This is a genomic window from Castellaniella sp., assembly GCF_041675725.1.
In the GTDB taxonomy this organism is placed as follows: Bacteria; Pseudomonadota; Gammaproteobacteria; order Burkholderiales; family Burkholderiaceae_B; genus Castellaniella.
This window is the reverse complement of sequence record NZ_JBAYTI010000108.1, coordinates 1-4989: the sequence shown is the minus strand read 5'-3', so window position 1 is coordinate 4989 and position 4989 is coordinate 1. Positions and strand designations below refer to the sequence as shown.

Annotated in this window: 4 protein-coding genes; 2 read left to right on the top strand and 2 right to left on the bottom strand. The window is 71.7% G+C overall.

Annotated features, from left to right (window positions below):
* A partial coding sequence (locus WCZ84_RS13615) for an acetyl-CoA C-acyltransferase (RefSeq protein ID WP_372686820.1) occupies nt 1-963 on the bottom strand: 963 nt, incomplete at its 3' end.
* A gap of 9 nt (nt 964-972) precedes the next feature.
* The gene (locus WCZ84_RS13610) at nt 973-3411 is read right to left on the bottom strand and encodes a 3-hydroxyacyl-CoA dehydrogenase/enoyl-CoA hydratase family protein (RefSeq protein WP_372686819.1); all 2439 of its coding nucleotides are present in this window, start codon (nt 3409-3411) and stop codon (nt 973-975) included.
* Between the two features lie 282 nt (nt 3412-3693).
* Between WCZ84_RS13610 and WCZ84_RS13605 the strand changes: the two genes are divergently transcribed.
* Nucleotides 3694-4701, top strand: coding sequence for a FecCD family ABC transporter permease (locus tag WCZ84_RS13605; RefSeq protein WP_372686821.1), 1008 nt, complete (start codon nt 3694-3696; stop codon nt 4699-4701).
* Nucleotides 4698-4989, top strand: a 292-nt coding sequence (locus WCZ84_RS13600; protein ID WP_372686818.1) for an ATP-binding cassette domain-containing protein, incomplete at its 3' end; no start/stop codon positions are given. The genes WCZ84_RS13605 and WCZ84_RS13600, both read left to right, overlap by 4 nt.

Genomic DNA, 4989 nt, shown 5'->3' with positions numbered 1-4989 from the left:
TTCGTTGAGCTCGATCCAGCCCATATCGGCCAGGCTCAGCCCGGCCTGGCGCAGTGCCAGGGGGATAGCCTCTTTGGGGCCGATGCCCATGATTTCGGGCGGCACGCCGCGCACGGCAAAGGTGACGAAGCGCGCCAGCGGCGTGAGGCCGTGGGTTTTCAGGGCGCGTTCGGAGACGACCAGCAGCGCGCCGGCGCCATCCGAAGTCTGCGAGCTGTTGCCGGCGGTGACGCTGCCGCGCGCGGCGAACACGGGGCGCAGGCGCGCGAGGGCCTCGAGGCTGGTGTCCGGGCGCGGGCCTTCGTCGAGCGCGACGGTGCGGTGCGTCTCGCGTACCTGGCCTGTGGCCGGGTCGGGCAGGCGGCGAACGATGTCGATAGGCAGGATTTCATCGCTGAATTCTCCGGCGGCCTGGGCCGCCAGGGCGCGCTGGTGCGAGCGCAGCGCAAAGGCGTCCTGGTCTTCGCGGCTGACCTGCCAGCGCTGGGCCACTTGTTCGGCCGTGGCGCCCATGCCGTAGGCGATGCCCAGGTGCTCGTCGAAGATCTGCGGGCTGAAGCTGGTGCAGACGCCCAGGGTGGGCACCTGGCTCATGGATTCGACGCCGCCGGCGATGAGCACGTCGGCCTCGCCCACGCGGATGCGGTCGGCCGCGATGGAAACCGCCGTCAGGCCGGAGGCGCAAAACCGGTTGATGGTGGCCCCGGGCACGGACACCGGCAGGCCGGCGAGCAGGCTGGCGACGCGGCCCACGTTCAGGCCCTGGGGGCCTTCGGGGATGGCGCAGCCCACGATCACGTCTTCGATGGCGCCCGGGTCCAGCCCCGGGGCCTGCGCGAGCAGGCCGCGCAAGGTGGTGGCCAGCAGCTCGTCTGGCCGCTGGTGGGCGAACATGCCGCGCGGCGCCTTGCCGATGGGGGTGCGGGTGGCGGCGGCGATGTAAGCGGTGTGCAGTGTACTCATGGCCGGCTCCTAGTTACGCACGGGCTTGCCGGTCTGGATGAAACCGGCGATGCGGGCCTGGGTCTTGGGATGCCCCAGCAGGCCCAGAAAGGCCTCGCGCTCGCGCGCATGCATCCAGTGGGTGGACACCAGGCTGCCGGGGTCCACGTCGCCCCCGCAGAGCACGGTGGCCACCTGGGTGGCGACGGTGGCATCATGTTCGGTGATGAAGCCGCCCACCTGCAGGTTGAGCAGCTGCGCGCGCAGGGTGGCGATCGCATCGCGCCCGGCCACCGGGAAGGGGCCCGCGGCCGGCGGATGCCAGCCGGCATCGGCCATCTGGCGTGCTTCGCGCACGGCCACGGTAAGGAGCTCGTGGCGCTGCATGACGACCGGGTCGCTGGCGCGCAGCCAGCCCAGGGCGCGGGCGTCCGGGGCCGAAGTGGATACGCGGGCGGTGGCGATGGTTTCCATGAAGCGCTTCAGGAAGGCGAGCAGCGGCGCATCGGGTGCCCCGTCGGCCTGCAGTTCGGCCGCGCGGCGGGCCGCCCAGGCCAGGCCCCCGGCCCCGGGCACCAGCCCCATGCCGGCTTCGACCAGGCCCATCCAGGTCTCGAAGTAAGCCACGCGCCGGGCGCAGTGCAGGGCCAGTTCGCAGCCGCCACCCAACGCCAGGCCGGCCAGCGCGGCGACCACCGGCACCTGGGCCGTGGCCAGGCGCGCGGTCATGTCTTGCATGCTGCGCTGTAGCGGCTCGATGGCTGCCACGCCGCCGCTGGCGAACGCCGGCAACATGGCTTTCAGGTCGGCCCCCGCCGAGAACGGGTCGCCCAGCTGGCCGACGACCAGGCCGGCAAAGCCTTGCTCGGCGCGTTCGAGCGCCTGCAGCACGCCGTCGACCACGCCCGGCCCCAGGGTGTGCATTTTGGTTTTGAAGGACACGACCAACACGTCATCCGGCCCGGGCTGTGGCAGGGTCCAGGCCAGGACCGCGTCCGTCTCGAACACGGTGCGCGGCTGCAGGGCCGGCGGTTCGCCCACCAGCCGCTCTGCGCCCACCTGGCGAGCATACACCGGCAGCGTGCTGCGCGGCACAAAGGTGTTGCGCGCCGGGCTGAACGAGCCGGCCGCGCCGTGCACCTGCTGATCCTGCCAGACTGGCCCCTGGGTAACCCAGGCCGGCAGCGGCGCGCTGCTGAGCGCCTTGCCGGCCTCGATGTCGTCTGCCACCCAGCCCGCCACGGCCTGCCAGCCCGCGGCCTGCCAGAGTTCGAGCGGGCCCAGCGCGTGGCCGAAGCCCCAGCGCATGGCGCTGTCGAGGGCGCGCGCGGAGTCGGCGATCGCCCCCAGGTGCACGGCGCTGTAATGGAAGGCATCGCGCAGCACGGCCCAGACGAACTGCGCCTGGGGGTGGTCGCTGGCGTGCAGCGCGGCAAGCCGCTGCGCGGGGTCGCGCTGCGCCAGCATGGCGCGCACCGTGTCGTCCACCGAAGCGCCGGCAGGCACGTATTGGCCGCTGGCCGGGTCCAGCCGCAGAATGGCCTTGCCCTCTTTCTTATAAAAGCCCGCGCCGGTCTTTTGCCCCAGGGCGCCGGCATCGAGCAGGCCTTGCAGCACCGGCGGGACGCCAAAGTGGGCATGGAAGGGATCGTCTGGGAGCTGGTCCTGCATGGTGCGGATCACGTGGGCCAGGGTATCCAGCCCGACCACGTCGGCCGTGCGAAAAGTGCCGGATTTGGCCCGGCCCAGGCGCGTGCCGGTGAGTTCGTCCACCAGGTCGAAGGACAGACCGAACGCCTGCGTGTGATGGAACACGGACAGGATGCCGAACACGCCGATGCGGTTGCCGATGAAGTTGGGCGTATCGTGCGCGCGCACGACGTTCTTGCCCAGGCGGCTGACCAGAAAGGTTTCGAGCGTATCGAGCAGCTCGGGCCGGGTGTGCGCGGTGGGGATGAGTTCGACCAGCGGCATGTAGCGCGGCGGGTTGAAGAAGTGCACGCCGCAGAAGCGCGGGCGCAGGGCCTCGGGCAGCGCATCGGCCAGCGCCGTGAGCGACAGCCCCGACGTGTTGCTGGCGAGCAGGGCGTGCGGGGCCACGTGCGGCGCGAGACGGTGGTAAAGGTCGCGCTTGATGTCCAGGCGCTCGGCCACGGCCTCGATGACCAGATCGCAGCCGGCCAGCAAGGCCAGATCGTCTTCGTAATTAGCGGCGCGGATGCGCTGCACGGCCTGGGGCACGCCCAGGGGCGCCGGCTTGAGGCGCGCCAGCTGGGCCAGGGCACGCTGCACGATGGCATGGCGATCGGCGGGTGCAGCGCTGCCGGGCCCGCCGGGCGGGCTGGCGAGGTCGAACAGAACGACGGGCAGGCCGGCGTTGGCACAATGAGCGGCGATCTGGGCGCCCATGACGCCGGCGCCGCACACGGCCACCTGGCGGATAGGGCGTGGGGGTTGGGTGTTTTCCATGGCGTGGTCTCTGGGTCTTTAAGGGTATTGTCGCTCATTTTGCATCCAGTGGCCTGCGCAGTGGCTCGCGCAGATGGGCTACGATGCTGGCTGTACGAACGATCGCGCCATCCCTGAGCGTCACCCATGAATACAGCGGCGAAGGACACGGACCCCAGTGTGCCGGCGAACGCGCCAGCGGGCGAGCCAGCGCCGGCGAGCGGTCCGACGCTGGCGAGCAGTCCGGCGCCGACGAGCGGTTCGGCGCCGGCGCCCGCCCTGTGGCAGCAGCACCGGGCGCTGATGCGCCGCCGGCTTCTGGGGCTGGCGCTGCTGGCGGCGGCCCTGCTGCTCGCGATGGCGGCCGACGTGCTGAGCGGGCCGGCGGCGCTGGGGCCCGCCGAGCTCTGGCAGGCCGTGTGGCAGCCTGGGCAGGTGTCCGAACTGACGCGGGTGATCGTCTGGGATTTGCGCCTGCCGCATGCCGGGATGGCGCTGGCGGTGGGCCTGGCGCTGGGCCTGGCGGGGGCCGAGATGCAGACCGTGCTGGACAACCCGCTGGCCAGCCCGTTCACGCTGGGGGTGGCATCGGCCGCGGCCCTGGGCGCTGCGCTGGCCATCGTGCTGGGCTGGACCCTGCCGGGGGTACCCGATGCCTGGGCCGAGTGGGCGGTGGTGCTGAACGCCTTTGTGTTCGCGCTGGGGGCCGCCCTGCTGCTGGATCTGCTGGCGCGCTGGGGCGGGCTGAGCACGACCGGGCTGATTCTATTCGGCATCGCGCTGGTGTTCTCCTTCAATGCCGTACTGTCGCTGGTGCAGTATGCGGCCAGCGCCCAGGCGCTGCAGGGTCTGGTGTTCTGGACCATGGGCAGCCTCGAACGCGCCTCGTGGCCCGTGGTCGCGGTGCTGTTGCTGGCGGTGGCGCTGACACTGCCCTGGTCGCTGCGCGACGCGCACCCCCTCACGGCGCTGCGCCTGGGCGAGGCGCGCGCGGCCAGTTTCGGGATTCACGTGGCGCATCTGCGCCTGCGGGCCCTGCTGCGCATCAGCCTGCTGGCGGCGCTGGCGGTGGCGTTCGCCGGCACGATCGGCTTCGTGGGGCTGATGGCGCCGCACATGGCGCGCCTGCTGCTGGGCGAGGACCAGCGATACTACCTGCCCGGCAGCGCGCTGTTGGGCGGGCTGGTGCTGACGCTCGCGGCGCTGGCCTCGAAGAGCCTGGTGCCAGGGCTGATCCTGCCGATCGGCATCGTCACCTCGCTGGTGGGCGTGCCGTTCTTCCTGCTGGTCCTATGGCGGCGGCCCCTATGATGCTCGACATCCGGCACCTGCAGGTGCGCTATGGCCGACGCCCGGGCGACCGCACGGATCACCGCGCGGTGCTGCGGGATTTCACACCCCGGCCGCTGCAGGCGGGGCAGTTGATCGCCGTGCTGGGGCCCAATGGCAGCGGCAAGACCACCTTGCTCAAGGCGCTGGCCGGGCAGGCGCCGGTCAGCCGGCCCGCTTCATTCAGCCCCCAAGTGCTGTTCAAGGCGGCCGGAGACGCCCCGGTGGATCTGTTGCGGCTCAACCCCGAGGCACGGGCCCGGCGGGTAG

Bases quoted from the DNA above. Each gene is read 5' to 3' on its own strand.
- WCZ84_RS13610 (WP_372686819.1), bottom strand. From the start codon at position 3,411: ATGGAAAACACCCAACCCCCACGCCCTATCCGCCAGGTGGCCGTGTGC.
- WCZ84_RS13605 (WP_372686821.1), top strand. From the start codon at position 3,694: ATGCGCCGCCGGCTTCTGGGGCTGGCGCTGCTGGCGGCGGCCCTGCTG.